Below are 24358 nucleotides of genomic sequence, written 5' to 3' on the forward strand. Positions count from 1 at the left end.
CATTCGTTCTGAGAGGTCACGTGAGCTTGGCGCGCCCGGCAGGATTCGAACCTGCGACCTAGAGATTAGAAGGCTCTTGCTCTATCCGGCTGAGCTACGGGCGCCCGGGTCGTGAAACCCGCACCAAGCCTATCGGCGTACGTCGACCAGCCGGCGGACCCGGCTTCGGGTCTCGCGTCATGCCCTACGATTTGCGGGTGACAGAAGCGACTGCCGCCGCGACCCCAGCCGCGCTGCCCAAGTACTCCGAGGCAATCCGTCAGCGTGGCCGCACCGCACTGATCGTCATCTTCGTCGTGGTCGCGATCGCCGGAGTCCTCGGCGCAGCATGGATCGCCTGGCGGGGGAGCGACGGCGACGCCGCCGGCTCCACGTTGTCGATCGGCTACGCGCTGATCCCGCTGCCGCTGCTCTGGCTCGTCTACTGGTGGCTCGACCGATACGAGCCCGAGCCGAGGCGCTACAAGTTCGCGGCCTTCGTGTGGGGTGGGGTCGTCGCAGTCGCGATCGCCCTCACCCTCGAGCTCTCGATCCAGGAGATCTGGGACCTCAGCGACAAGCAGATGGCCTCGTTCATCGCACCGATCGTCGAGGAACCCGCCAAGTGCCTGTTCCTCGTCCTCACGTTCACCCGGGCACGCCGGGTCATCGACGGATATCTCGACGGACTGATCTACGCCGGCATCGTCGGCATCGGCTTCGCGTTCGTCGAGAACATCGGCTACTACGCCAGCAGCTACCTCGGCTCGCCCGACATCCAGGTGGCCGGCGCCGAAGGTGCCACGGCCACGTTCGTCGTCCGTGGGCTGTTCAGCCCGTTCGCGCACCCGCTGTTCACCTCGGCGTTCGGCATCGCCGTCGGGCTGGCCGCGGCTCGCCGGTCCAAGACCATGAAGGTCCTGATCTGCACGCTCGGCCTGGTCGTCAGCGCCGGACTGCACGGTCTCTGGAACGGCTCGCTGAGCTACGGCGGCGGCGTCGGCTTCGTGCTGGCCTACCTCGCGCTGGGCGTCGTGCTCGTCGGCCTCGCCGTGCTCGCGATCATCGTGCGCAGCAGGCAGGTCCGCATCCTCGAGCGATCCCTCTCCTACGTGGCACAGCGTGGCTGGATCCATCCGGCTGAGATTCCCTACCTCTCACGGTTCGGCTACCGCAAGGCCGCGCGCCGCTACGCCAAGAGCCACGACGGCAAGGTCGCGGCCCAGGTCGTCAAGCGATACCAAGGCCTCGCGACCGAGATGGCGTTCCTGCACGACGGCCTGATGAGTGGTCGGCAGATCCCACGAGGCGTCGAGCGCACGTACGCGCTGCTCGACGCGATGTACGAGCTGCGGCCGATGTTGCGATTCCCGCCGGCTCTGCAGAGCACCGGCCGTCACTCCTGACTCCTGCGTAGCACGAGGCGTGGCGGCGAAGTGCCCCCTCGTCCACTAATCTGTGCAGAGACCCGCATTGCGCACAGACCACCGTCGACGAGAGGAGCACCCAGTGGCCAGCGAACACGCTTCGGCCGAGCTCCTTGGCGCGATGAGCAAGCTCCTGACCAGCGTTCGTGACATCTCGCTGCGCCTCGAGGTCGACGGCGTCGACGAGGCCCGCCGCACGCAGGCCAAGGTCGCCGATCAGCTGTCCGACTACGTCCTGCCGCGCCTCGTCCAGCTCGACGCGCCCCTGCTGACGGTGGTCGGTGGCTCGACCGGTGCCGGCAAGTCGACGTTGGTCAACTCGCTGGTGGGGGAGCGGGTCACGGAGTCCGGCGTCCTCCGGCCGACCACCCGGTCGCCGGTCCTGGTGCACAACCCGGACGACGCCGAGTGGTTCCTGCCCGACCGCATCCTGCCCGACCTGCCGCGCACCAACGTGCCGAGCAACGACACGTACGCGTTGCGGTTGGCGACCTCGGACAAGATCCCACGGGGGCTCGCGATCCTCGACGCGCCCGATGTCGACTCGATCGACCAGGGCAACCGCGAGCTCGCCGCCCAGCTCCTCGCCGCCGCCGACCTGTGGCTCTTCGTCACCTCGGCGGCGCGCTATGCCGACCAGGTTCCGTGGGACTACCTCCGCCAGGCGGCCGAGCGCAGCACCTCGGTCGCGGTGGTCCTCGACCGCACGACGTCCGACGCCGTCCTCGAGGTGCGTGGACACCTCGCCCGCATGATGACGTCCCGCGGACTGTCCGACTCGCCGCTCTTCACGGTGCCCGAGTCAGGCGTCGACGCGGACGGCCTGCTGCCGCGCGAGGCGGTCTCGCCGATCGTCGTGTGGCTGCACGAGCTCGCCGCCGATCCGGCCGCCCGCAAGATGGTCATGGCCCGCACGCTCGACGGTGCCGTGCGCCACGTCGTCCTGCGCACGCACGACGTCGCCGACGCGATGGACGCGCAGATCGCGGCCTCCGAGGTCATGCACGGCGACATCGACACGATCTATCGCAAGGCGCTCGAGACCTTCACGGTCCAGGTCAGCGACGGCACGGTGCTCAAGGGCGAGGTGCTCGCGCGCTGGCAGGAGTTCGTCGGCACCGGTGAGCTGCTGCGTTCGGTCGAGGAGAAGGTCACCCGCATCCGCGACCGCTTCGTCGACGGCGTGACCGGCAAGCGCACGCGCTCCACCGAGGTCGTCGAGGCCATCGAGACCGGCGTCCAGATGTTGCTGGTCGAGCACGCCGAGGCCGCCGCCGAGGTCGCCTCCCGCGCCTGGGCCGACACTCCGGCCGGCCGCACGCTGCTCGACGCCAACCGAGGCATCGACCGGGCGTCGCGCGACTTCCGGGTCCGCGCCCAGCGCATGGTCCACGACTGGCGGCAGGCCGTGCTCGAGCTCGTACGCGTCGAGGGTGCCGACAAGCGCATGACCGCGCGGTTCCTCGCGTTCGGGGTCAACGGCATCGGGGTGGCGCTGATGATCGTGATGTTCTCGCGCAACGGGAAGGGCGAGGAGGCCGGCGGCACCGCGGCCCTGGGCCACAAGCTCCTCGACGCGATCTTCGGCGAGGAGGTCGTCGCGAGCCTGGCGGCGCGCGCCCAGGCCGACCTCGAGTCACGCGTCGCAGCACTGTTCGAGGGTGAGATGCAGCGGTTCCTCGACCTCGTCGAGTCGCCCGACACCATCAAGGCACACCAGGCCGTCCTCCGTGAATCTGCCCGTCAGGCCGAATACGCTCGGCATGCCGACTTCCTGAACGGAGAGACGACGTCATGACAGCGCCGAGCGACGCCGCCGAAGCAGTGTTCGGCGGCGGCCGGAACGATGTCGCGAAGCGGCTCGACGGCCTCACGCAAGCGGTCGAGGCGAGTCGCGGTCGCATCGACGGCGAGATCCTCGCGCCGGCCGAGATGCTGTCGGGCCGCGCGGCCGAGCGCCTCAAGCTGTCCGGCGACCACACGATCGTCGCGCTGGCAGGCGCCACCGGGTCGGGCAAGTCGTCGCTGTTCAACGCTTTGACCGACCTCGAGCTCGCCGGGGTCGGCGTACGCCGCCCCACGACGTCATGGGCCTTGGCCTGCGCCTGGGGTCCCGACGGCGCACAGGGACTGCTGGAGTGGATGGGCATCCCGGCACGCCACCAGGTCTCCCGCATGAGCATGCTCGACCACTCCGACGAGGACACCAAGCTCGACGGCCTCGTGCTGCTCGACCTGCCCGACCACGACTCGACCGAGGTGTCGCACCATCTCGAGATGGATCGCCTGATCAAGTACGCCGACCTCCTGGTGTGGGTGCTCGACCCCCAGAAGTACGCCGACGCGGCGATCCACGACCGCTACATCCGGCCCATGGCGTCCTACGCCGACGTCACCCTCGTCGTGCTCAACCAGATCGACCGCATCCCGTTCGAGCAGCGTGAGCGGGCACTGACCGACGTCAGGCGCATCCTCGCCGACGAAGGGCTGCCCGACGTCACGGTGGTCGGCGTGTCCGCGACCCGCGGTGACGGCGTCGAGGACCTCAAGCGCGAGATGGCGAGCCGCATCCGGGCCAAGTCCGCGGCGAAGTCGCGGCTCGCGTCCGACATCTCCGCCGCGGCGAGCGTCATCGCCCAGGTCGGCGGCACGAGCGAGACGCCCGGCCTGTCGCCGGTCGACCGTGACGCGCTCGACGACGCACTCGTCGAGTGCGCGGGTGTGCCGCAGATCGTCGACGCGGTGTCCTGGTCGACCCGCCGTCGTGCCGCGCAACGCACCGGATGGCCGGTGACCCGTTGGCTCGGCCGGCTCCGCAAGGACCCGCTCGCGGAGCTGGGCCTCGGCGACGACCTGTCGATGTCGGCACTCGCGCGCGCGGCGGTTCCCGAGACCGGCAACGTCCAGCGCGCCAACGCCGAGCTCGCGATCCGTGACGCCGCCGAGAAGGCTTCGGTCGGCCTCGAACGACCGTGGCGCGATGCGATCCGCGACGCCTCCAACCCGCCGGGCGACGACATCATCGACGCGCTCGACCGAGCGATCCACGAGACCAGCCTCGGCGTGGCTCGCCCGGCCGTCTGGTGGCGCATCGTCCAGGTGCTCCAGCTCCTGTTGTTCGTCGCGATGGTCGGTGGACTGGTGTGGCTCGCCGCGCAGGGCATCCAGCAGCTCGTGTCGTTCGACCTGCCCGACCTCGGCAAGATCGGCGGTGCGCCGATGGCGGCCGTGGTCGCGGGCGGATCCCTGGTCGCGGGCCTTGTCCTCGCTGCCCTGTCCAGCCTCGCGTCACGCATCGGCGGTCGTCGCAAGGCCAGGCGTGCCGACCACCAGCTCCGTGACGCGATCGACCGGGTCACGGCCGAGCGGGTCATTGCGCCGATCCAGGCCGAGCTCGACTCCTACGCCGCATACCGGTCGGGCATCCTCGCGGCCCTGGGCTGATCCACAGCCTGCTCGAGGCCGGTGGCCGGTCCACAGGGCGTGTGGCGGGCCTGTCGTCGCGCTCCCGCAGACGCGAGTGTGGTGCTCCTCATCTGCGAAGGAGATCTCCATGTCCAACGACAACACCATGACGTTCCACGGCCGCGTCGGCACCAAGGTCGAGCTGCGCGAGGGCGCCGTGCCGTGGGTCCTGTTCCGCGTCGCGTCGACGCCCAGCTACTTCGACCAGGCGACCCGCACGTGGCGCGACCTCGAGACGATCTGGGTCTCGGTCAAGGCCTGGCGCACCCTGGCCCAGAACGTCGCCGACTCGCTCGAGGTGGGAGACCCGATCGTCGTGATCGGCAAGATGCGCACCGAGAAGTGGACGACGCAGGACGGCGAGCCGCGCGAGAGCACGGTGCTCGAGGCCAACCTGATCGGCCACGACCTGACGTGGGGTGTCACCAAGCTGCAGCGGGTCGACCGCCAGGCTCCGACCGCCGCGCGCGAGGACACCGGCGCAGCCTTGGCCGCGCTCGAGGGAGAGCAGGTCGAGGCCCCGGCTGCCTGATCCGATTCGTCCGGCTGGGCCCGGATCTATAGGCTTGTCCATATGGCCGATTACGTCTTCACCCTCCGCAACGTCCGCAAGAAGCTCGGCGAGAAGGTCGTGCTCGACGACGTCACGCTGTCGTTCCTCCACGGCGCCAAGATCGGCGTCGTCGGCCCCAACGGCACCGGCAAGTCGACGCTGTTCAAGATCATGGCCGGCATCGTGCAGACCGACAACGGCGACGCCATCAAGGACCCCGACGCGACGGTCGGCATCCTGCTTCAGGAGCCGCCGCTGACCGAGGGCCGGACGGTGCTCGAGAACGTCGAGGAGGCCGTCGGCGAGATCAAGGCCAAGATCGACCGGTTCAACAAGATCAGCGAAGAGCTGGCCGACCCGGACGCCGACTACGACACGCTGCTCCCCGAGATGGGTGAGCTGCAGACCGACCTCGACCACGCCAACGCCTGGGACCTCGACTCCCGCTTGGCCCAGGCGATGGACGCGCTCCGGTGCCCGCCACCCGACGAGCTCGTCGATCACCTCTCCGGTGGTGAGCGGCGCCGCGTCGCGCTGTGCAAGCTGCTCCTCGAGCAGCCGGACCTCCTGCTGCTCGACGAGCCCACCAACCACCTGGACGCCGAGAGCGTGCTGTGGCTCGAGCAGCACCTCGCGTCCTACCCGGGCGCCGTCCTGGCGATCACCCACGATCGATACTTCCTCGACAACGTCGCCGAGTGGATCCTCGAGCTCGACCGTGGCAAGACGCACCCCTACGAGGGCAACTACTCGACCTATCTCGAGACCAAGCAGGCGCGTCTCGTGGTGGAGGGCAAGAAGGACGCCAAGCGCGCCAAGATCCTCGCCAAGGAGCTCGAGTGGGTGCGCTCCAACGCCAAGGCCCGCCAGGTCAAGAACCAGGCACGCCTGAGCCGCTACGAGGAGATGGCCGCCGAGGCCGAGCGTGGCCGCAAGCTCGACTTCGAGGAGATCAACATCCCCGCCGGGCCGCGCCTCGGTGACGTCGTGCTCAACGCCAAGGACCTGCACAAGAGCTTCGGCGACCGTGAGCTGTTCGACGGCCTCACGTTCGACCTGCCGCGCGCCGGCATCGTCGGCGTCGTCGGTCCCAACGGCGTCGGCAAATCGACGCTGTTCCGCATGATCGTGGGGGAGGAGAAGCCCGACGAGGGCTCCCTCGAGGTCGGCCAGACGGTCAAGATCTCCTACGTCGACCAGGGTCGCGGCGGCATCGACAACAACCTCAACATCTGGCAGCTCGTGTCCGGTGAGCTCGACTTCATCAAGGTCGCCAACTACGAGGTACCGAGCCGCGCCTATGTCGCCTCGTTCGGCTTCAAGGGTCCGGACCAGCAGAAGAAGGTCGGCGTGCTGTCAGGCGGCGAGCGCAACCGGCTCAACCTGGCGCTGACGCTCAAGATGGGCGGCAACCTGCTGCTGCTGGACGAGCCGACCAACGACCTGGACGTCGAGACGCTGCAGTCCCTCGAGGACGCGCTGCTGGACTTCCCCGGCTGCGCCGTCGTGGTCTCGCACGATCGCTGGTTCCTTGATCGCGTCGCCACCCACATCCTCGCGTGGGAGGGCAACGCCGAGACGCCGGCTCGCTGGTTCTGGTTCGAGGGCAACTTCGCCGACTACGAGGTCAACAAGGTCGAGCGCCTCGGCGAAGAGGCGGCGCGCCCGCACAGCGTGACCTACCGGAAGCTGACCCGCGACTAGAAGTTCTTGCCGTGGAGCTGCTCCACGACGTTCTGCATGATGCGGCCCATCGCGATGAAGTCCTCGGCGTCGGCATTCTCGATGAGGTAGTCGTGGACGCCCTGGACGTGCGTGTGGGCAGCCGCCTCGAGCACGCTGAAGCCGTGATCGGTCAGCACGGCGGACACGCCACGACCGTCCTCGGAGCACTGCCCGCGCACGACGATGTTCTCGCGCTCGAGCCGGGCGATCGTGTGGGTCACCCGGCTGCGGGAGTGGGCGACTGCGTCAGCCAGCTCCGCCATGCGGATCGACCGTCCGGGCGCCTCGGACAGACGCACGAGAATCTCGTACTCGGGCATCGACAGCCCGTGCGCAGCGCGCAGGTCGCGGTCGAGTCGATCCATCAGAACGGTGGTGCCGCCGAGGAACGCGCGCCAGATGCGCTGCTGCTCCTCGGTGAGCCACGGGGTGGCCGTCGTCGTCTCCATGTGATCCATCCTACTGTGTGAGACTGTTGATTGAATTTTCAACATTGTGCTAGAGTCTAACTTGTTGAAGGATCAACTACATACTTCGAGGAGAATTCATGAGCACCGCAACTGCAGTCAGCACCGGCACCTGGACGATCGACCCGACTCACACCGAGATCGGCTTCTCGGTCCGCCACCTGGTCAGCAAGGTCCGCGGCAAGTTCGAGGCTTTCGAGGGCACCATCGTGACCCACGATGACCTCACCGCTTCCTCGGTCAACGTCACGGTCGACCTCAACTCGATCAACACCGGCACCGCCGACCGCGACAACCACCTGCGTTCGGCCGACTTCTTCGAGGTCGAGAGCCACCCGACGATGACGTTCGTCTCGACCGGCATCGTCCAGAAGAGCGACACGGACTTCGTCGTCACCGGCGACCTGACGATCAAGGGCGTCTCCAAGCCCGTCGAGCTCGCAACCGAGTTCCTCGGCGAGGGCGGCGACCCGTGGGGCGGCACCCGCGTCGGCATCGAGGCCACGGCCGAGATCAGCCGCAAGGAGTTCGGCATCGACTTCAACATCCCGCTCGAGGGCGGCAAGGTCATGGTCGGCGACAAGATCTCGATCCACATCAACGCCGAGGCCGTTCTCCAGGCCTAGGTGCGCCGCGTCATCCTGACGGCCAGATCGGCATGCAGGCTGGCGAGCTGATCGCCGGAGCGTGACCCGCCCGGCTCGAACCATCGCACGAGATCGACGCCCAGGGACAGCAGCGAGAACGCGGTCCCCGGCACGTCATCGACATCCAGGACGCCCTGGCCGACACCGTCGGCCAGGGCGTCCTGCATCGTCTTCTCGATGCTGCGCCGGAAGGTCGCGACCTCGGCGCGGTGCTCGTCGCTCAGCGCGTGGTACTCGTACTGGACGATGCGGCCGACCCGGCTGTTGTCGGCGTGCCACAGGCTGAAGTCGTAGACCATCGACCGCAGTCGTTCGATGGGGTCGGTGCTCGACGCCGCCGCCTTGGTGATGACGTCGAGGGCGCTCCGGTGGCCCTCGATGCTGACCGTGAAGAGCAGGCTCTCCTTGGAGTCGTGGTGCACGTAGACCGCCGCGGGGCTCATGCCGGCGCGCGAGGCGATGTCGCGCGTCGTCGTGCCGGCGAACCCCTTCTCCGCGAACGCCTCGATCGCGGCGTTGATCAGCCGCTCACGTGCCGTGATGGTCGTCATGTCACCCCTCTTTCGGTTGACAGCATGACGGAGGGCTTGCATGCTAAGCAAGCGCTTAGCGCGTTTCCTCCCAGTTTCCCTGATCACGAAGGCAGTGCAGTGCGGCGGACGATCTACGACCAGGACCACGAAGCGTTCCGGGACTCGTGTGCGGCCTTCCTGGCCAAGCACGTGACCCCCAACCTCGAGACCTATCTCGAGGAGAAGGCGCTCCCGCGCGACTTCTGGCTCTCCGCCGGCGCCGAGGGCTTCCTCGGTCTGGAGATCCCCGAGGCGTTCGGTGGCGCGGAGGCCGGAGACTTCCGGTTCAACGCGATCTGGGCCGAGGAGCTCAGCAAGCTCAACGCTGCGCTCGCATCGTGCATGGCGATCCATGCCGACATCGCGGTGCCCTACATCGTCGACCTCGCGACGGACGAGCAGAAGCAGCGCTGGCTGCCCGGCTGCGCCACCGGTGAGATCCTGACGGCGATCGGCATGACGGAGCCCGGCGGCGGCTCGGACCTCGCCGCGCTCAAGACCACGGCGGTCCGCGACGGCGACGAGTGGGTCATCAACGGCTCCAAGACGTTCATCACCAACGGCTACTCCGCCGACCTGGTCCTGACCGCAGTGCGGACGTCGCCGGACAAGGGCGCCAAGGGCATCACCCTGTTCGGCCTGGAGGCGACCGACGAGGGCTTCAGCCGAGGCCGCAAGCTCGACAAGGTCGGGCAGAGCGAGGCCGACACGTCCGAGCTGTTCTTCGAGAACGTCCGGGTCGGCGACGACCGGATCATCGGCGAGGTCGACCGGGGCTTCATCTACATGATGGAACGGCTGCCCCAGGAGCGGTTGACGTGCGCGGTCTCCAACGTCGCGCATGCCAAACAGATCCTTGCCGAGACGATCCAGTACGCCCACGACCGGGTCGCGTTCAAGCAGCCGATCGGCAGCCTGCAGCACAACAAGTTCCTGCTCGCGGAGCTGGTGACCAAGATCGAGGTCGCCGAGGCGTACGTCGACCAGGTCGTGCTGGCCCACACCGACGGCGAGGCGACCGCGATCGACGCGGCCAAGGCCAAGTGGTGGTCGTCGGAGATCCAGAACGACGTCCTCGACCACTGCGTCCAGCTGCACGGGGGATACGGCTTCATGAACGAGTACCGTGTCGCGCGTGCGTGGCGCGATGCCCGCGTCAGCAAGATCTGGGCCGGATCCAACGAGATCATGAAAGAGCTCATCGGCCGCGACCTCGGATTCTGAGGCCGGACCACCCACCAGGAAGGCACGACACCATGCCCGAAGCAGTCATCGTCTCAACCGCACGTTCGCCCATCGGCCGAGCCGTCAAGGGATCGCTCAAGGACATGCGTCCCGACGACCTGTCCGTCCTGATGCTCGAGGCGGCCCTCGCCAAGGTCCCCGAGCTCGACCGTCGTGACATCGTCGACCTGCACCTGGGCGTCGGCCAGCCGGCCGGCGAGTCGGGCAACAACCTCGGTCGCATCGTTGCGGTTCAGGCCGGCATGGACCATGTGCCCGGCGTGACCGTCAACCGCTACTGCTCGTCGAGCCTGCAGACGACGCGCATGGCTTTCCACGCGATCAAGGCCGGTGAGGGCGACGTGTTCCTGTCGCTCGGAGTCGAGACCGTCAGCCGGTTCGCCAACGGCATGGCCGACATGGCGGCAGCGCACAACCCGCTGTTCGACGAGGCGGTCGGCCGTACGGACAAGCGCGCCCAGGGCGGCGCCGAGGCGTGGCACGACCCCCGCGAGGACGGCACGCTGCCCGACGCCTACATCGCGATGGGCCAGACGGCCGAGAACGTGCAGCAGCTCATCGGCATGAGCCGCCAGGAGCAGGACGAGTTCGGCGTACGCAGCCAGAACCTCGCCGAGAAGGCTCTCGCGGACGGCTTCTGGGCCAAGGACATCACGCCGGTCACGCTGCCCGACGGGACTGTCGTCAGCACCGACGACGGACCGCGCGCCGGCGTCACGTACGAGGCGGTGTCGCAGCTCAAGCCCGTCTTCCGCCCCGACGGCACGATCACGGCTGGCAACTGCTGTGCGCTCAACGACGGTGCCGCGGCCGTCGTCATCATGAGCGACACCAAGGCCAAGGAGCTGGGCCTCACCCCGCTCGCCCGCATCGTGTCCACGGGCGTCACGGGCCTCTCGCCGGAGATCATGGGCCTCGGCCCGGTCGAGGCGGTCAAGCAGGCGCTCGGCCACGCCGGCATGGGCATCGACGACATCGACCTGTTCGAGATCAACGAGGCGTTCGCGGTCCAGGCCCTCGGCTCGGCGCAGGCCCTCGGCATCGACATCGACAAGCTCAACGTCAACGGCGGCGCCATCGCGATCGGTCACCCGTTCGGCATGACGGGCGCGCGCATCACGAGCACCTTGATCAACTCGCTGCAGCACCACGACAAGCAGTTCGGCGTCGAGACCATGTGTGTCGGCGGCGGACAGGGCATGGCGATGGTGCTGGAGCGCCTGTCTTGAGCAAGCGCTTCGACGGCAAGGTCGCGATCGTCACCGGTGCGAGCCGGGGCATCGGCCTTGCCGTCGCCGAGCGGCTCGTGGCCGATGGTGCCCGCGTGTGCCTGACGGCGCGCAAGCCGGGGCCGCTGGCCGAGGCGGTCGAGTCGCTCGGTGGCCCCGACAACGCGATCTTCGTGGCGGGTGCCGCCGATGACACGGCCCACCAGGACGAGGCCGTCGCGACGACGATGGACGCCTTCGGGCGCATCGACTTCCTGGTCAACAACACCGGGATCAACCCGGCGTACGGCCGGATGATCGACATCGACCTCGAGGCCGCGGAGAAGATCTTCCGGGTCAACGTGGTCTCGTCGATCGCATGGGCGCAGAAGGTCTATCGCGCCTGGATGGAGGCCCACGGCGGCGCGATGGTCAACATCGCCTCGGTGGCGGGGCTCAAGCCGGCGCCGGGCATCGGGGTCTACGGTGCCTCGAAGTCCAGCGTGATCCACGTGACCGAGGAGCTGGCGGTCGAGCTCGGGCCGGACATCCGCGTCAACGCGGTGGCACCGGCCGTGGTCAAGACCAAGTTCGCGACGGCGCTCTACGAGGGCCGTGAAGAAGAGGTCGCGGCGGCGTACCCCCTCAAGCGGCTCGGCGTGCCGGACGACATCGGCTCGGTCGTGGCGTTCCTGCTGTCCGAGGACGCCGCCTGGATCACCGGCCAGACCATCACGATCGACGGCGGGCTGACGCTCACCGGCGGCGTCTGAGCCACCACGAACGCGGTGCGGCCCATCTCCCGAGAGGAGATGGGCCGCACGTCTGCGTGCCGTCAGCTGACGCTGACTGCCGACCATGCTGCCTTGACCGCAGCGACCTCGGCGCTGCTGGCGCCATAGAGCGTCGTCGCGGCGGCGACCGTGTCGAGGCGTGCCTTGGCGTACGTCTCGGTGCTGGTCATGCGCTCGGTGAGCGCCTTGTACCAGATCGCCGCGGCCTTGGCCCGGCCGATTCCGGCGACGGTCGACCCGTTGCAGGTCGGGCTGTTGCCGTAGGTGCTCTGGCCGCTGCCGTTGGCGAGCAGGAAGAAGAAGTGGTTGCCCACTCCTGAGGAGTAGTGCGGGTCCGACCGCGGGACCGCGGTGCTCCAGCACGCGTAGGACGCACCGTCGCGGCGAGGGTCGTCCATGTAGCGCAGCGGCGTGCCGTCACCGTTGATGTCGATCTCCTCGCCGATCAGGAAGTCCGGCGCGTCGCTGGGGTTGTTGGCGTAGAACTCGACCATCGTCCCGAAGATGTCGCTGGTCGCCTCGTTGAGGCCGCCGGCGTCACCGGAGTAGCCGAGGTTCGCCGAGTTCTCGGTGACGCCGTGGGACATCTCGTGACCCGCGACATCGAGCTCGACCAGCGGCGCCCGGTTGCCGGCGCCGTCGCCGTACGTCATCTGGCTGCCGTCCCAGTAGGCGTTGACGTAGCCGTTGCCGTAGTGGACCCGCGAGGGCACGCCGCTGCCGTTGTCGAAGATGCCCTGGCGGCCGAAGCTCGACTTGAAGTAGTCGAACGTCTTGGCGGCGCCGTAGTGCGCGTCGACACCGGCTGACGCCCGGTCGCTCACGCTGAAGTTGCCCCAGATGTTGTCGGAGTCCGCGAACGTCGTGCAGGTGCCCGACGTGCGGTTCCTGAGGTCGCACGTCCGCCCGTTGCCGTGCGTGGCGTCGACCATCGCGTAGCTGCTGCCACTGCCCGTCGTGCTGATCGAGACCGAGCCGACGAAGATGCCACGACCCGTGCCGGTCGCGGCGACGCCCGGCCTGGCGGCGGCGGGGGACTGGTTGGTCCGTGTCCCGGCCTTGATCGGGGTCAGGATCGTCTCCTCGGCGCTGCGCACCTTGCCGGTGTTGGCATCGGTCACGATGATCTGCCGGCTCGGGGTCTGGCCGTCGGCCTGCACGCCGGTCACGGTGGACCGCCAGGCCAGGACCGGCTTGCCGCGGCGCGCGTCGACGAGGAGCTTGGGCGAGCTCGACGTGCTGATGGTGCGTCCGCTGAACTCGTCGCTCGCCCGGTCGGCGGCTGACGAGGCCGGGACCTTGGGCGTCGTGCTGACGGCGGCCGGCGTCGTCTGCGCGACCGTGACGCTCTGTGGGGTGTCGGCGGCGCTCAGATGGACCACGAGATCACCGCCGAGGACCGGCAGGCCGTTGTACGTACGGTTGAACCGCACGTGGCTGGTCCCGTCGCTCGAACCGACCGTGTCGACGAGCTGGTAGGCATCCTTGGAGGTGCCTTCGACCTTGGCGGGATGTTCCTGGATGTATTCCTTGGCCACGACAGCGGGATCGCCGCTGCTGTCGGCTGCTGCGCTCAGAGAGGGCGTGGCAACGCCCAGCCCGGCCACGAGGAGGGTTGCTCCTCCGATGGCAAAGACATGTTTCATGAGTGGTGGTCCTCTCGGTTGACGTAGGCGTGACGCTAGTCACATCGAGAGGCGTTGGGTCATGCCAGATGACCATGCCATCGGGAGCTCAGGAGCGTGGTCGCGCCGTCGCCAACGGGCCGTGGTGCTCGACCCAGGACCGGTAGACGGGCTGCCGCTCGAGGGTCTCGGTGAGGACGTCGGCCGTGAAGCGTGCGAGCTTGTCGAGGTGCTCGGCGAAGGGGTTGTCACGTTCGGTCAGCAGCAGTCGGCGGACCTGCATCGGCGTGCCGGCCAGCGGCTTGAGCACCATGCCGGAGTCGCGGTTGGTCGGCGTGCTCAGAGCGATCGCCTCACCGGCGCGGATCAGCTCGACGCTGAGGCCGTCGCTGAGGTAGTGGCCGACCTTGGGCGTGAAGCCGGCGTCCCAGCAGATGCGGGTCATGCAGTCGGCCTCGCGGTCGACGTCGAGCGGCGACAGCAGCCAGGTCTCGTCGGCGAGGTCGGCGAGCTCGAGCTCGCTGCGGTCCGCCAGAGGGTGATCTGCCGACATCAGCACGAACCCCGGCTCGCAGCCGACGGGACGTACGAGCAGGCGTGGGTCGAGCGGGATCTCGTTGCCGACGTACTCGTGGATCACCGCGAAGTCGATGCGGTGCGAGCCCAGCAGGTCGAGCAGCCCGTCGATGCGGGTCTCGCTCTCGGTCACGATCTCGGTGCTCGGCAGGGTGGCTCTCAGGCCACGGATGAGGCCGACCAAGGCGTTGCCGAAGCGCACCCCGATGCGGACCTGCGCCGGGGCAGTGCGCAGGCTCGACGCGTCGGTCTTGAGCGTGTCGAGCACCGAGAGGACGGCGGTCGCCCGGCCGACGACCAGCCGGCCCAGGGGCGTCTGCTCGACCCCGGCGTGCGAGCGCTGGAAGAGGGGGCCGCCGAGGTTGTCCTCGATGCGCCGCAGCTGTCGCGTGAGGGCCGGCTGGGTCGTTCCCAGCGCAGAAGCCGCCCGTGTGATGCTGCCTTCGTCCGCCACGGCCTTGACCATCCGAAGATGGCGCGTCTCGATCTCCATGTGCATCCCCCTGGGCTCAGCCTAGTCGCGGGGAGTCGCGAACGCGCGAGGCACGATGCGAGATCGTGTGACCCAGATCTCCGAAAGAAACATGAGGAAACCCTCGCATTAAACTTGAGGATCTCCTCATGTTTTGAGACGATGGTGGGACCGCCCGTCGATCCAGCGACGGCAGTACCCCGAGGGATTCCACGTGACGACCATCGACACCCCGCTTGCCACGATCCAGCCGACCGAGCGCCGCGGCGCCCTGGTCGATCGCATCTCCACCGGCACGCCGTACGCGCTCGCGTTCGGTGGCCAGGGTGCTCCGTGGCTCGAGCCGCTCGCGGGACTGATCCGCGACTTCGCGCTCGAGGCCGAGCTCGAGACGCTCGTGTCGCAGGCCGAGGAGCGCCTCGCTCCGGTCGCCGCCGAGCTCGCCCGGGTCGGCGTGACCTTCACGCCGCTCGAATGGGCCGACGTCATCGCCGTCGGTGAGTCCGCCGAGGACGACGACGCTCCTGAACTGCCGAGCTCCGCGGTGCTGGATACACCCGGAGCCTCGGTACCCGGCATCCTGCTGACCCAGCTCGCCGGCCTCCGTGCGCTGCGCCGCCAGGGCGTCGACACGCAGCTGACGGCCCCCGTCGCCGTCATCGGTCACTCGCAGGGTGACCTCGCGACGCAGTCGCTCGCCGGCGTCGACGACATCGAGCTGCTGGCCCTCGCCCGCCTGATGGGCGCAGCGGCGCAGCTCGTGGGGCGCCGCCGCGGCCTGCTGGGCTCGACGATGCTCAGCGTCTCCAACGTCGTGCCGGAGCGCATCGACGAGATCCTGGCCGAGCTGCCCGCGTCGCTGCGCGTCGTCTCGCGCCTGCGCAACGGCCGCCGTGGCGTCGTGCTGTCAGGTCCTGCCGACAGCCTGCGCGTCGTGGAGGCCCGCTTCGAGGAGGTCGCCGCCAGCGAGAAGGCCGACCGTGAGCGCAAGGTCACCGGCGGCTCACCGTTCGCACCCGTCCTGGAGCCGCTGCCGGCCCAGCTGGCCTTCCACCACCCTGACCTCGCCGAGGCGGCCGATCTCGTCGCCACGTGGGCCGAGGCCTGCGGCTTCGACGGCGCCCGCGCCCGTACGCTCACGATGCGCTCGATCGTCGACCCGGTCGACTGGGTCGCATCGCTGGAGTCCGCCCTCGACGCCGGCGCGACCTGGGTCCTCGACCTGGGCCCGTCCGACATCGCCGCCCGACTGTCCGCTCGCGAGCTGCGCAGCCGCGGAGCCGGCGTCATCGCCACGACGACCCGCCGCGGCCACCGCGAGCTGACCGCCGCCGGCGCCGCCCCGCGCCTCGCGACACCCTGGTCGGCGTACGCGCCGAGCGTCGTCACGCTGCCCGACGGCAGCCTGCACGTCGAGACCCGTTTCACCCGCCTGACCGGCAAGTCGCCGATCCTGCTGGCCGGCATGACACCGACCACGGTCGACGCCAAGATCGTCGCCGCGGCGGCCAACGCAGGGTTCTGGTCCGAGCTCGCCGGTGGTGGCCAGGTCACCGAGGAGATCTTCGCCGACCGCGTCGCCGAGCTCGACGAGCTGCTGCTGCCCGGTCGCACGTACCAGTTCAACTCGCTGTTCCTCGACCCCTACCTCTGGAAGCTCCAGCTCGGCCAGAAGCGCCTCGTGCAGCGCGCCCGCGCCGCAGGTGCCGCGATCGACGCCGTCATCGTGACGGCCGGCATCCCCGAGCTCGACGAGGCAGTCGAGCTCGTCGAGGAGCTCCGCGCTGCGGGGATCACGCACGTCGTGTTCAAGCCGGGCACGGTCAAGCAGATCCGTCAGGTGCTCGCGATCGCCAAGGCAGTCGCTCCGACGCCCATCATCGTGCAGATCGAGGGCGGTCGCGCCGGCGGTCACCACTCGTGGGAGGACCTCGACGACCTGCTGATCGCCACGTACGGCGAGCTGCGCGGGCTCGACAACGTCGTGGTCGCCGTCGGTGGCGGCATCGGCACGCCTGAGGTCGCCTCGGCGTACCTCACGGGCGAGTGGGCTCGCCGCCACGGCTTCCCGGTCATGCCGCTCGACGGCATCCTCGTCGGCACCGCCGCGATGGCGACGCTCGAGGCGACGACCGCCCCGGAGGTCAAGCAGCTGCTGGTCGAGACCCGCGGCACGGGCACCTGGGTCGGCGCGGGCAGCGCCAAGGGCGGCATGGCCTCGGGCCGCAGCCAGCTCGGCGCCGACATCCACGAGATCGACAACACGGCATCGCGCACGGGCCGCCTGCTCGACGAGGTCGCCGGCGACGCCAAGGCTGTCGCCGCACGTCGCGACGAGATCATCGAGGCACTCAACCGCACCGCCAAGCCCTACTTCGGCGACGTCGAGACCATGACGTACGCCCAGTGGCTCCGCCGCTATCTCGAGCTCTCGGGCACACCGTCGTGGCTCGACGTGACGATCCGCGACCGCTTCCACGCGATGCTGCAGCGTGCCGAGGCCCGCCTCAACCCTGCCGATCGCGGCACGATTCCGACGCTCTTCGCCGACGCTTCCCTGGTCGACGACGGTGCCGCGGCAATCGCCCGGGTCCTGGATGCCTACCCGGCCGCCGAGGACGTCATCCTCCACCCGGCCGACGTGCTGTTCTTCGTGGAGCAGTGCCGGACGCCCGGCAAGCCGGTCAACTTCGTGCCCGTGCTCGACCAGGACGTACGCCGTTGGTGGCGCTCGGACTCGCTGTGGCAGGCGCACGACCCGCGCTTCTCCGCCGACGAGGTCTGCATCATCCCCGGCACGGTCTCCGTCGCCGGCATCGACCGCGTCGATGAGCCCGTCGCCGACCTGCTGCGCCGCTTCGAGGACGCCACGATCGACGGACTCCTCGCCTCCGGCCGGGCCGCCCAGCGCGTCACGGGTCGCCGTCGCGTCGAGGACGCCGGCGACGTGCTCTCGCTCGTCCTCGCCGCTCCCGACCTGGTGTGGGCCGGACGGACGGTTCGCAACCCCGTGCACCGCCTCGGCGCCGAGTGGGTCATCGTCGACCCGCAGCGCGCTGAGCACCCCGAGACCGGCGCCGCGCTGGTCGCGATCGACGGCCGCACCGCCGAGCTGCAGGTGCCGCTCGCGCGTCCGCTGTCGCTGCGCATCGCGGTCGACGACTCCGTGCTCGCCGGAGCCGCCCCGGTCGTGACGACCGAGGTCGCCGCGTCCGCGATGTCGTCGCTGGTCGCCGGCGCCGCCGGCGGTGTGGTCCCTTCGGTCAACAACGGCCGCGCGACTGTCACCGTCGAGTGGGACCCCGACCTGATCGCCGACCACGCCGGTGTCACCGGTGCGCACACCCCGGTCCACCCGGTGCCCGACGTCCTCGTCGGGCTCGCCTGGCCGTCGGTCTTCGCCGTGCTCGGCGAGGCCACGACCCCGGCAGGCGTCCCGGTCATCGAGGGCATGCTCGACCTGGTCCACCTCGACCACGCGATCGCGCTTCACGACGCGCTGCCCGTCGCGCCGTCGACGCTGACGATCACCTCGGTCGTCGAGTCGATCGAGGACACCGGCTTCGGCCGGGTCGTCGCGGTCGACGTCACGGTGTCCTCCGCCTCAGGGGAGGTGGCGACGCTGCGTGAGCGCTTCGCGATCCGCGGACGTACCGGCGCCGGCGAGCTCTCCGACCCGGCACGCGCCGGTGGAGCACTCGGTGACGACGTCACGGACACTCCGCGCAAGTCGCGCGGTGCTGCGACCCTGACGGCGCCGACGGACCTGCGCGGCTTCGCCGCCGTGACGGGCGATCACAACCCGATCCACACCAGCGTTGCTGCTGCCCGCCTCGCGGGCCTCGGTGCGCCGATCGTCCACGGCATGTGGGTCTCGGCCGCGGCGCAGCAGGTGCTGTCGGGCCGTCGCATCACCGGCTGGACGACGCGCTTCCTCGCGCCAGTACGCCCCGGCGTCACGGTCGACGTCAAGGCCGACCGCATCGGCCTCGACGACGGCGCCGAGCTCGTCGACATCACGTGCCGCGCCGAGGGCGAGGTCGTCATGTCGGCGACCGCACGCCTCGAGGCGCCCCGCACGGCGTACGCGTTCCCGGGCCAGGGCATCCAGCACCAGGGCATGGGCATGGCGGCGTACCAGCGCTCCAAGGCCGCCCGGGAGATCTGGGACCGCGCCGACGCGCACACGCGCGCCGCGCTCGGCTTCTCGATCCTGACGGTCGTCCGCGACAACCCGACGGTCCTGGTGACCAACGGCGTGACGCACAAGCACCCGGAAGGCGTGCTGTTCCTGACCCAGTTCACGCAGGTCGCCATGGCGGTGCTCGGTGCCGCCCAGATGGCCGAGCTGCGCGAGTCCGGTGCGTTCGTCGAGGGCTCGATCCTCGCGGGCCACTCGGTCGGCGAGTACAACGCGCTGGCCGCCGTCTCGGGCGTCATCCCGCTCGAGGCCGTCGTCGAGGTCGTGTTCCAGCGCGGCTCGGTCATGCACACGCTCGTGCCTCGCGACGCCGAGGGCCGCAGCAACTACCGCCTTGCGGCGATCCGTCCCGCACAGATCGGCCTCAACGACGACAACGTCACGGCGTACGTCGACCGGATCGCCGAGGAGTCCGGCGAGTTCCTGCAGATCGTCAACTACAACCTCCGCGACTCGCAGTACGCGATCGCCGGCACGGTGCGCGGCCTCGAGATCCTCGAGGACGACATCACGCGGCGCCGCGAGGAGTTCGGCGGCAAGGCCGCCTACATCCTGGTGCCCGGCATCGACGTGCCGTTCCACTCCACGGTGCTGCGCGACGGTGTCCCGGACTTCCGTGACCGCCTCACCGAGCTGCTGCCGGCGACGATCGATCCCGCCATCCTCGCGGGTCGCTACGTCCCCAACCTCGTGCCCAAGCCGTTCTCGCTGGACCGCGCGTTCCTGCAGGAGATCGCCGATCTCGTGCCGTCCGAGCCGCTCAACGCGGTCCTGGCCGACTTCGCGACCTGGTCGGCCAAGCCCGGCGAGCTGTGCCGCATCGTGCTGATCGAGCTGCTCGCCTGGCAGTTCGCCAGCCCGGTTCGCTGGATCGAGACGCAGGACCTGCTGTTCGGCGACCTCGGTGTCGAGCGGTTCATCGAGGTCGGCGTCGGCCAGGCCCCCACGGTGGCCAACCTGGCGTCGTCGACGCTCAAGCTGCCGGGTCGCTTCGGCGGACCCGTCGAGGTGCTCAACTTCGAGCGTGACGGCGCCGCCGTCTTCGCGACCGACGAGGAGCAGGTCGTCGAGGAGGAGGAAGCCCCGGCCGAGTCGTCCGCGGCTGAAGCCTCGGCGCCTGCCGCGGCACCTGCCGCCGCTCCGGCGACCTCGAGCGGTCCGCGTCCGGCCGACCTGACGTTCGACGCCGCCGACGCCACCACGGTGCTCATCGCGTGGTGGACCAAGATGCGCCTCGACCAGATCGGCGCCGCGGACACGATCGAGTCGTTGTGCGACGGCGCGTCGTCGCGCCGCAACCAGCTGCTCGTCGACCTCGGTGGCGAGCTGAGCCTCGGCGCGATCGACGGGGCCGCTGATGCGGACCTGCCGACGCTGTCCGCCCAGGTCAAGGGCCTGGCCCGCGGCTACAAGCCGTTCGGCCCGGTGCTGACCGAGGCCCTCGGCGACCACCTCAAGAAGGTCTTCGGACCGACCGGCAAGCGCCAGTCGGCCGTCGCCGAGCGTGTCGCCGACGTGTGGCAGCTCGGGCCGGGCTGGGCGAGTCACGCACTCGTCGAGCTCGCGCTCTCGAGCCGCGAGGGATCGAGCGTTCGCGGTGGTGACTACGGCTCGCTGAGCGGTCTCGCCTCGGGCGCCGATGTCGACGCCGCGATCGACGCCAGCATCCAGGCCGTCGCTGCCCGCCACGGCGTCAGCGTCGACCTGCCGTCCACCGGTGGGGGAGAGGGCGCCACGATCGACGCGGCCGCCCTCGGTGAGTTCACGGCGCAGATCACCGGCCCCGACGGTGTCCTGGCCTCGTCGGCACGTCTCGTGCTCGACCAGCTCGGGCTCACCGACGTACCGGCCGTGGTCGAGACGGATGAGGCGGAGGCCGAGATCCTGGCCCGCGTCGAGTCCGAGCTCGGCAGCGACTGGGCCAAGCTCACAGCACCGGCGTTCGACCCGCTCAAGGCCGTCGTGCTCGACGATCGCTGGGCCAGCGCCCGTGAGGACCTGGCCCGCATCGCCGCAGGGGAGACCGTCGAGGCGAGCTTCGTCGGCTCCGGCGAGGTCGTCGCGGCGCAGGCCCGCTGGCACGCGGATCACTCCGACCCGCGCCTGGCCGAGCGCTTCACGCAGATCGCTGCCGACGCCGTGAGCCCCACGGACCAGACCTGGTCCGGCGAGCTCGCGGTCGTCACCGGCGCCAGCAAGGGTTCCATCGCGGCGAGCGTCACCGGGAAGCTGCTCGCGGGCGGTGCGACGGTCGTCGCGACGACCTCGGGCCTCGACGCCAAGCGCCTCGCGTTCTACAAGGAGCTCTACCGCACGCACGCCGTTGCCGGAGCCGTCCTGTGGATCGTCCCGGCCAACATGGCGTCGTACGCCGATGTCGACGCGCTGACGAGCTGGTTGACCAGCGAGCAGACGCAGACGCGTGCGGGTGTCACGACGGTCGCCAAGCCGGCCATGACGCCGACGCTCCTGTTCCCGTTCGCGGCCGGCCGGGTCGCCGGTGACCTCACCGACGCCGGCAGCCGCACCGAGGTCGACATGCGCATCCTGCTGTGGTCCGTCGAGCGCCTGATCGGGCAGCTCTCGGCCGGCATCCAGGACCGCGACCTGACCTCGACGTTGCACGTCGTGCTCCCGGGCTCGCCCAACCGCGGCATGTTCGGCGGCGACGGCGGATATGGCGAGGCCAAGGCCGCGCTCGACGCAGTCGTGGCCCGCTGGTCCGCAGAACGTACGTGGGCCGATCGCGTGACGCTGAGCCACGCGATCATCGGCTGGGTCCGAGGCACGGGTCTCATGGGCGGCAACGACCCGTTGGTCGAGGCCATCGAGGCCCGCGGCGTCCGTACGTGGTCGCCGGCGGAGATGGCTGAGGCGTTGCTGGAGACGGCAACCGTCGAGGCCCGCGCCGCCGCACGCATCGAGCCGCTCACGGTCGACCTCACGGGTGGGCTCGCGGGCGTCAAGCTCGACATGAAGGCACTCGCCGAGGGCATCACGCGTCCGGCCGCTGTCGAGGAGGACGAGACCGGCATGATCGCCGCGCTCGCTGCCTCACCGGCGCAGCTCGACCGCGTGGAGCAGCTCGACTGGGCCCCGGTCGACGCCAGGCCCGAGGACCTCGTGGTCATCGTCGGCGCCGGCGAGCTCGGCCCCTACGGCTCCTCCCGCACGCGCTTCGAGATGGAGGTGTCCGACGAGCTGTCGGCTGCCGGCGTGCTCGAGCTGGCCTGGACCACGGGTCTGGTCAGCTGGGACGAGCAGGGTGGCGGCTGGTTCGACACCGAGACCCAGGAGAAGGTCGACGAGGCCGACCTGGTCGAGCGCTACGAGGACAAGGTCCGTGAGGCTGTCGGCATCCGCCGCTACGTCGACGAGGGCAACATGGTCGACAACTCGGCCCCGCTGCTGACGTCGGTGTTCCTCGACAAGGACCTGTCGTTCACGGTGTCCAACGAGGCGGAGGCGCACGCGCTGCGCGACGCCGACCCCGAGCGCACGGTCATCGCGGCGACAGCCGACGGCGACTGGACCGTGACCCGCAAGGCCGGCACCGAGATCCGCGTGCCGCGCCGCATGGCGCTCACGCGTACGGTCGGCGGCCAGATCCCGACCGGCTTCGACCCGACGGTGTGGGGTGTGCCGGCCGAGATGGTCGACTCGATCGACCGGGTCGCGCTGTGGAACCTCATCTGCACGGTCGACGCATTCCTCTCGAGCGGGTTCAACCCGTCCGAGCTGATGCGGTGGGTCCACCCGGCTCTCGTCGCCAACACGCAGGGCACCGGCATGGGCGGCATGCAGTCGATGCAGTCGCTCTACCTCGACACGCTGCTGGGCGAGAGCAAGCCCAACGACATCCTGCAGGAGGCGTTGCCCAACGTCATCGCGGCGCACGTCGTGCAGTCCTACGTCGGCTCGTACGGCGCGATGGTCCACCCCGTCGCCGCCTGCGCCACCACGGCCGTCTCGGTCGAGGAGGGCGTCGACAAGATCCGCCTCGGCAAGGCTGAGTTCGTGGTCTCCGGCGGGTTCGACGACCTGAGCGTCGAAGGCATCGTGGGCTTCGCCGACATGTCGGCGACCGCGGACTCCGCGGCGATGCGGGCCAAGGGGCTCGAGGACCGCTACTTCAGCCGGGCCAACGACCGTCGCTACGGCGGCTTCGTCGAGTCACAGGGCGGCGGCACGATCCTGCTCGCCCGTGGAGACCTCGCGCTGCGCATGGGCCTGCCGGTCCTCGGTGTCGTCGCGTACGCCGGCTCGTTCGCCGACGGTGTCCACACGTCGATCCCGGCCCCGGGCATGGGCGCGCTGGCGGCCGGTCTCGGCGGTCGTGAGTCCGCCCTGGCGAAGTCGCTCCGTACGCTCGGCCTCACCGCCGACGACATCGGCGTCCTGTCCAAGCACGACACGTCGACCGGCGTCAACGAGCGCAACGAGTCCGAGCTGCACGAGCGGCTCGCGACGGCGATCGGTCGCAGCGAGGGCAACCCGCTCTACGTGATCTCGCAGAAGAGCATCACGGGGCATACCAAGGGTGGCGCGGCGGCGTTCCAGATCGTCGGGCTCTGCCAGGTCCTGTCCGGCGGGGTAATCCCGCCGAACCGCAGCCTCGACTGCGTCATGGACGACCTGGCCGAGCACGAGCACCTGGTCTGGCTGCGCAAGCCGCTGGCCACGGGTCAGCTCAAGGCGGGCATCCTGACGAGCCTCGGCTTCGGCCACGTCGCCGGCCTCATCGCGCTGGCGCACCCCCAGGCATTCCTTGCGGCCTTGAGCGACGAGGAGCGAGCCTCCTACGCCGCCCGTGCGGAAGCACGGCTCATCGAGGGTCGGATGCGCCTGGTCAGGGCGATGTATGGCGGAGCGTCGCTGTACGAGCGTCCTGCCGATCGGCGCCTCGGCAGTGAGGGAGTGCGGACCCGGGAGGCTGGAATGCTCCTGGACCCGCAGGCACGGCTGGGTGAGGACGACGTCTACTTCGGAGCGTCGTGCCAGTGACGGTTGTCGGTATCGGTGTTGATCTGGTCCACGTCCCTTCATTCGCGGACCAGCTGGAACAACCCGGAACCACGTTCGCCACGGCTTTCCTGCCCGGTGAGCGAAGTGACGTGCGGAGTCGTCCCTCAGATTCCGCGCGTCACTTCGCCGTGCGCTGGGCTGCCAAGGAGGCGGTCGTCAAGGCGTGGTCGGCGTCGCTCCACGGCGAGCCACCCGTCATGGACGAGCAGGTGCACCACCTCATCGAGGTCGTCGCGGATGCGTGGGGTCGCCCGCGCATACGCCTCCACGGCGAGGTGGCGAAGCACCTCGACGGTCATGCCCTCGAGGTGTCGCTGAGCCACGACGGCGACTACGCCATCGCGTACGTCGTCCTGTCCCGCTGACCCTGCTGCTGG

The 24358-nt window shown here is 69.6% G+C and carries 15 protein-coding genes and 1 tRNA gene; 11 read left to right on the forward strand and 5 right to left on the reverse strand.

Annotated features, from left to right (window positions below; genetic code table 11):
* Positions 1 to 27: 27 nt before the first annotated feature.
* A tRNA-Arg gene (locus ASC61_RS13550) sits at positions 28 to 104 on the reverse strand.
* A gap of 93 nt (positions 105 to 197) precedes the next feature.
* Here ASC61_RS13550 and ASC61_RS13555 point away from each other — a divergent pair.
* From ASC61_RS13555 to ettA, 5 genes are all read left to right on the forward strand, one after another.
* Positions 198 to 1385, forward strand: a complete 1188-nt coding sequence (locus tag ASC61_RS13555) for a PrsW family intramembrane metalloprotease (protein ID WP_056212732.1) — start codon at positions 198 to 200, stop codon at positions 1383 to 1385.
* A gap of 103 nt (positions 1386 to 1488) precedes the next feature.
* The gene (locus ASC61_RS13560) at positions 1489 to 3204 is read left to right on the forward strand and encodes a GTPase (RefSeq protein WP_235503559.1); all 1716 of its coding nucleotides are present in this window, start codon (positions 1489 to 1491) and stop codon (positions 3202 to 3204) included.
* Positions 3201 to 4850, forward strand: coding sequence for a GTPase (locus tag ASC61_RS13565; RefSeq protein ID WP_056212734.1), 1650 nt, complete (start codon positions 3201 to 3203; stop codon positions 4848 to 4850). The genes ASC61_RS13560 and ASC61_RS13565 overlap by 4 nt, the downstream gene beginning before the upstream one ends.
* A 109-nt stretch (positions 4851 to 4959) precedes the next feature.
* The gene (locus tag ASC61_RS19975) at positions 4960 to 5403 is read left to right on the forward strand and encodes a single-stranded DNA-binding protein (RefSeq protein ID WP_056212736.1); all 444 of its coding nucleotides are present in this window, start codon (positions 4960 to 4962) and stop codon (positions 5401 to 5403) included.
* A 42-nt stretch (positions 5404 to 5445) separates the two neighbouring features.
* Positions 5446 to 7128 carry an energy-dependent translational throttle protein EttA gene (gene ettA / locus ASC61_RS13575; protein WP_056212738.1) on the forward strand — a complete coding sequence of 561 codons (1683 nt, stop codon included), beginning with the start codon at positions 5446 to 5448 and terminating at the stop codon, positions 7126 to 7128.
* On the opposite strand, the gene ASC61_RS13580 is transcribed toward ettA, so the two are convergent.
* Positions 7125 to 7598 (reverse strand): MarR family winged helix-turn-helix transcriptional regulator, encoded by a 474-nt coding sequence (locus ASC61_RS13580; RefSeq protein WP_056212740.1) that lies wholly within the window; start codon positions 7596 to 7598, stop codon positions 7125 to 7127. The two genes, ettA and ASC61_RS13580, sit on opposite strands and share 4 nt — an antisense overlap.
* 98 nt (positions 7599 to 7696) lie before the next feature.
* On the opposite strand from ASC61_RS13580, the gene ASC61_RS13585 reads away from it, so the two are divergent.
* A complete protein-coding gene (locus ASC61_RS13585; RefSeq protein ID WP_056212742.1) occupies positions 7697 to 8242 on the forward strand; it encodes a YceI family protein in 546 nt (181 codons plus the stop codon).
* Here ASC61_RS13585 and ASC61_RS13590 read toward each other — a convergent pair.
* Positions 8239 to 8814, reverse strand: a complete 576-nt coding sequence (locus ASC61_RS13590) for a TetR/AcrR family transcriptional regulator (RefSeq protein ID WP_056212743.1) — start codon at positions 8812 to 8814, stop codon at positions 8239 to 8241. The two genes, ASC61_RS13585 and ASC61_RS13590, sit on opposite strands and share 4 nt — an antisense overlap.
* Positions 8815 to 8913: 99 nt before the next feature.
* Here ASC61_RS13590 and ASC61_RS13595 point away from each other — a divergent pair, with 99 nt between their 5' ends.
* The 3 genes from ASC61_RS13595 to ASC61_RS13605 are packed head-to-tail and all read left to right on the forward strand — an operon-like array spanning position 8914 to position 12061.
* On the forward strand, positions 8914 to 10059 hold the full coding sequence (locus ASC61_RS13595) for an acyl-CoA dehydrogenase family protein (protein ID WP_056212744.1): 1146 nt from the start codon (positions 8914 to 8916) through the stop codon (positions 10057 to 10059).
* A 32-nt stretch (positions 10060 to 10091) separates the two neighbouring features.
* Positions 10092 to 11309: an acetyl-CoA C-acetyltransferase gene (locus ASC61_RS13600; protein WP_056212746.1), complete on the forward strand. Its 1218-nt coding sequence runs from the start codon at positions 10092 to 10094 to the stop codon at positions 11307 to 11309.
* Positions 11306 to 12061 (forward strand): SDR family oxidoreductase, encoded by a 756-nt coding sequence (locus ASC61_RS13605; protein WP_056212748.1) that lies wholly within the window; start codon positions 11306 to 11308, stop codon positions 12059 to 12061. Before ASC61_RS13600 ends, ASC61_RS13605 begins: the two co-directional genes overlap by 4 nt.
* A 62-nt stretch (positions 12062 to 12123) precedes the next feature.
* On the opposite strand, the gene ASC61_RS13610 is transcribed toward ASC61_RS13605, so the two are convergent.
* Both ASC61_RS13610 and ASC61_RS13615 read right to left on the reverse strand, forming a co-directional pair.
* The gene (locus ASC61_RS13610; RefSeq protein ID WP_056212750.1) at positions 12124 to 13728 is read right to left on the reverse strand and encodes a M4 family metallopeptidase; all 1605 of its coding nucleotides are present in this window, start codon (positions 13726 to 13728) and stop codon (positions 12124 to 12126) included.
* Positions 13729 to 13816: 88 nt separating this feature from the next.
* Complete coding sequence (locus ASC61_RS13615; protein WP_056212752.1) at positions 13817 to 14776, reverse strand: LysR family transcriptional regulator; 960 nt, start codon at positions 14774 to 14776, stop codon at positions 13817 to 13819.
* Positions 14777 to 14969: 193 nt separating this feature from the next.
* Between ASC61_RS13615 and ASC61_RS13620 the strand changes: the two genes are divergently transcribed.
* Positions 14970 to 23960 (forward strand): type I polyketide synthase, encoded by an 8991-nt coding sequence (locus ASC61_RS13620; RefSeq protein ID WP_056212754.1) that lies wholly within the window; start codon positions 14970 to 14972, stop codon positions 23958 to 23960.
* On the forward strand, positions 23957 to 24346 hold the full coding sequence (gene acpS / locus ASC61_RS13625) for a holo-ACP synthase AcpS (protein ID WP_056212756.1): 390 nt from the start codon (positions 23957 to 23959) through the stop codon (positions 24344 to 24346). The genes ASC61_RS13620 and acpS overlap by 4 nt, the downstream gene beginning before the upstream one ends.
* Positions 24347 to 24358 lie beyond the last annotated feature (12 nt).

This window comes from Aeromicrobium sp. Root344 (genome assembly GCF_001425755.1).
GTDB lineage: Bacteria > Actinomycetota > Actinomycetes > Propionibacteriales > Nocardioidaceae > Aeromicrobium.